The organism is Gordonibacter sp., assembly GCF_036667095.1.
Taxonomy (GTDB): Bacteria; Actinomycetota; Coriobacteriia; order Coriobacteriales; family Eggerthellaceae; genus Gordonibacter.
The window spans coordinates 57,093-61,188 of sequence record NZ_JAVWUP010000004.1 but is presented as its reverse complement, the minus strand read 5'-3'; the positions used below and the strand labels follow the sequence as shown (position 1 = coordinate 61,188).

The following is a 4,096-nucleotide window of genomic DNA, read 5'->3' as shown; positions in this document are numbered from 1 at the left end:
CCGCACATCCGTAAACGGAACCCGTCAGGGGTCGGGGTCGAGGCTCTTTTCGCACAGGCCGCCCGAGGGGCGTATACTGTCGGGAAGACGGCACCTACCACACCGAACCTGAAAGAAAGGTATCCGACCGTGGCTTCCTCCCGCCCCACAAAATCATTCATCGCGTTCTCCCACCAAAGCGTCCGAGCCGCCTCGGTCGGAGTCCTGTGCCTCGCCTTGGGCCTCGGCTGTATCGCCCCCACGCCTGCGCATGCGGCCGCAGAGGAAAGCGACCTACTGTTCGGGCAGACCGCCCTACAGCACGGAATTCCCGTCCGAAGCGGACCCGACCTCGAGGCATCCTACGCGTCGGTGCTCGACGAGGGCGGCGACCTCTGTTTCGGACGACGCGCAACCGACCAGGCCCAGATCGCGTCCCTTACAAAGATCATGACAGCCATTGTGGCCCTGGAGACCCTCTCTCCCGATGCGGCCATCAAGGTGACACCGACAGCCGCCAGCGTCGAAGAATCCAGCGCCGGGCTGATGCAGGGCGATGTCATGACTCTCGATGCCTCGCTCAAAGCGCTGCTTACCGCATCGGGAAACGATGCCGCAACCGCCCTTGCCGAGGCCGCTGGTACGATCATCCTTGCCGACCAGGGACTCTCCGGCGACGGTTACGCCTGCCAAGCGGCCTTCGTCGATGCCATGAACGCCAAAGGCTCGGCACTCGGACTGGTGAACACCTGCTTCACGAACCCGCATGGTCTCGACTTCGACGCATGGGCGCAGGGGCAGTACAGCTGCGCACAGGATGTCGCCGTCATGCTGCGCTACGGTATGGGCATCGAACGGTTCCGGGCCAGCATCGGATTCTCGAACGTGGATATTGCCGTGAACCGGAACGGCAGCGAAACCACGCTCTCCCTATCCAACACCGACACCATGCTGCAAACCTACGAAGGCACCTGTGCCGCCAAGACCGGCTACACGCTCGCAGCCGGTCCCTGCGTGGCCACCGCCGTGAACCGGGGCGACGGCCACGAGTACTATGCCGTCGTGCTGGGCTCGTCGTCGAAGCCCCAGCGGTTCGCCGATTCCGAAACGCTTTACGACTGGACATACGCGACCCGCGAGACACGCGCCACGCTCCCCTGGCATAAGCGCATCGGCTTGTGGATCGACTACGCCCTCGATACCGCGGCATCAATCTAAGGACGCGCTCCGACAATCGATGCCCCTCAAGATGCCGCTTCGGACCAGCCGGACGGCAAGAAGCGATGAAGCACCCCGTAGAGCTGCCGAGCATCGAAGGGCTTGGGCAGAAACCCGTCCATGCCCGCCGCAGCCGCATCGTCTCGATCTTCCTGGAACGTGCTGGCCGTCAGGGCGACAATGGGGACCGTGTGCGCATCGGGCCGATCGAGCGCGCGCAGTTCGCGCACGGCCGACAAGCCGTCCAGCACAGGCATCTGCACGTCCATGAGCACGATGTCGTAGAACCCCGGGGCCGCAGCAGCAAACAGGTCAACTGCCTCGCGCCCGTTCGCAGCACGATCGGCCGTCACGCCCTTCATCTCCAGCAACGCTACGGCTATCTCGGCGTTCAGGTCGTTGTCCTCGGCAAGCAGCACCTGCACACCCGCAAAAGTACGCCCTTCCTCGGCCGCAGTCGCCGAAAGCTCCGCACGATCACGCGGCAGGTCTTCTGGCAACGCCCGCGGCAGGCTCAAAGTAAAGAAGAACTCAGTTCCCTGGCCCAAACGGCTGCGCACGTCGAGCTTGCCGCCCATAAGGTGCACAAGGTTACTGCTGATGGCAAGTCCAAGCCCCGTGCCTTGGGCGTTGCGATGGTTTTCGGCCGCCTGCTCGAACGACTCGAAAATACGGTCGAGGTCCTCAGGGCGGATACCCTCGCCATCGTCGGTCACGCTGAACCGGACGGCTGCATCGCCTCCCCCCTCCGACAGCTTGTCGACAGCCAGCAGCACGGAGCCGCCCGGTTCCGTGAACTTGAAAGCGTTCGACAGCAGGTTCGCCAGCACCTGCTGCAGGCGCACGTCGTCGGCCATGACCACCTCATCGCCCCCGCAGCGTACCGTCAGCGCAATACCTTTCTCCTCGGCAAGGATGCAGTACATGCTGCCTAGCCGATCGACCAAGGCGCGCAGGCGCACAGGGACAGCCTCGATGCACATCTTGCCGTTCTCGATCTTAGACATATCGAGGATGTCGTTCACCAGCGCGAGCAGGTACTGCGCCGAGGTGTTGATCTTCTCCAGGCTCGACTGCACCGAAGGCGTCGCCTCGCCCGAGAGCGTCGCCACCGAGCTCAGGCCGATGATGGCGTTCATGGGCGTGCGTATCTCATGGGACATACGCGAGAGAAAGTCGGACTTCGCACGGCTCGTTTCCTCGGCCTGCTCCAGCTTCAAGGCCATGGTACGGGAGCGCACTTTGGAGGTGGCCGCCACGATAGCAACAGCGCCAACCAAAAGCGAGAACACGAGAGACACCGCCACTACGGCCATGGGGTTGCTGGATACGATCGCCTCAAGCGAGGGCATACGTCCGCCGACAGATGCCGCGCTGCGCACCAACATGGCCGCCCGCTCCTCTTCGGTAAAGCTGCCCACCGCCTTATTCAGAACGGAATACATGGCCGAATCGACCGGCTTCGGCAGTGCGATGGACAGTTTGAGGTCGCGATGGTCGGCAGCAGAGGGCACGATATTACCGTATGCATGCTCGGTGAACAGGCTTTCAGCAAATGCTGCCGGTATACAGGTGAACTCAGCGCGCCCGGCATTCACCGCCTCAAGGCATTCCTGGTACGTGTCGAAGTAAACTACCTCCGTCGCGTCCAACCCGGCCGGGTCTTCTCGTCCGTTTATCTGCGCGAGGGCGGCCCTGCCGTCGGACCGTTCGCGCAGCTTGTTCCTCAACACCACCTCGTCAAGCGAAGCGAAGTCCTTGGTAAGCGAAAGACCCTGTTCGCCGGCCATGTGCTCATCGTCCATGAAGCTGCCCATGACCTCCACCTCGCCGTTGCGCACCATGTTGAGCGCCTCTTCGTAGGTGGCGGCATGCTCGAAGCGAAACGAGAGGCCCGTGCGCTGCGCAATACGATCGAACGCATCCTTGACCACGCCACGGTACTTCCCCTCGTACTGGTAGTAGAGCGGCAACCGATCGGCTACCACGGCAACCGAGACAACGCCTGTCTGCTCGACAAAGGCGCGATCGGCTTCGGTAAGGCTTATCGAATTGTAGTATTCGTGAGGGAAGTAGCGCGCATGCAGCGTACGCGCAAACCCTGCATCGGCAGCGTATATCTGCCCGAGAGCCTCGTTTAGAGCAGTCGCCAGATCGCTTCCCTTGGGCAGGGCGATGTAGTAGGGTTCGCCTTCGAATCCCGTTACCACCCGGCATCCGTTCGGCACTTCCCTATCGCTTCCCAGCATCGCATCGGCCACGCCGTCTTCGAGGCATCGCTCGTAGCCCTCGAGATCCAACTGCACCACGTTGCAGGAAAGGTTGTTGAGTTCGAGAAACGCCTCGAGGCGGCGGTTCTTCTCGCTAGCGTTGCGGTATACGCCGATGGTCTTGCCGTTCAACGTGCGAAGATCGAAGCTGGCAATGGAGTCGTTGTTTTCGGGGCAGATCAACAAGGAGTAGTTCGAGCCCATGCTGTAGGCCGCATAGTCCAGCAAGCCCTCCAGCTGCTCGCGGTGATACATGCTGCCGACAAGGTCGACTTCTCCCGAGATAGCCGCGTTCGCGAGGTTTTCGGCATCGCCGCCCACGAACTCGTATTCCCATCCGGTGTACTTGCCTATCTCGACAAGCCAATCGTAGAACAGTCCGCTGCGTACACCGGCGCTGTCGGTCATGCTGATGCCTTCGACCTCGGGAAATGCGACTCTCACCACGCGTTCCTCCGGCTGCGCACCCCGGCCTTCGAACGTCTCGGGACCTGCCAGTGCGCCCTCTTGCGCACCCGTGCCCTCAGATGACAGTGAAACCTTCGCTTGGTTATCCGCCTGCTCGGCGGCAACGGCAGGTACGACGAAAGCGCATCCTGCGGCAAGCACTGCGGCAAGGATCGACCGTG

Annotated in this window: 2 protein-coding genes; one reads left to right on the top strand and one right to left on the bottom strand. The window is 62.2% G+C overall.

Annotated elements, in window-relative coordinates; translation table 11 throughout:
* Positions 1–129 precede the first annotated feature (129 nt).
* Positions 130–1,197 carry a D-alanyl-D-alanine carboxypeptidase gene (locus RR842_RS01085; RefSeq protein ID WP_332728832.1) on the top strand — a complete coding sequence of 356 codons (1,068 nt, stop codon included), beginning with the start codon at positions 130–132 and terminating at the stop codon, positions 1,195–1,197.
* A 26-nt stretch (positions 1,198–1,223) separates the two neighbouring features.
* Here RR842_RS01085 and RR842_RS01080 read toward each other — a convergent pair.
* On the bottom strand, positions 1,224–4,096 hold a 2,873-nt coding region (locus tag RR842_RS01080), incomplete at its 5' end, for an ATP-binding protein (RefSeq protein WP_332728831.1).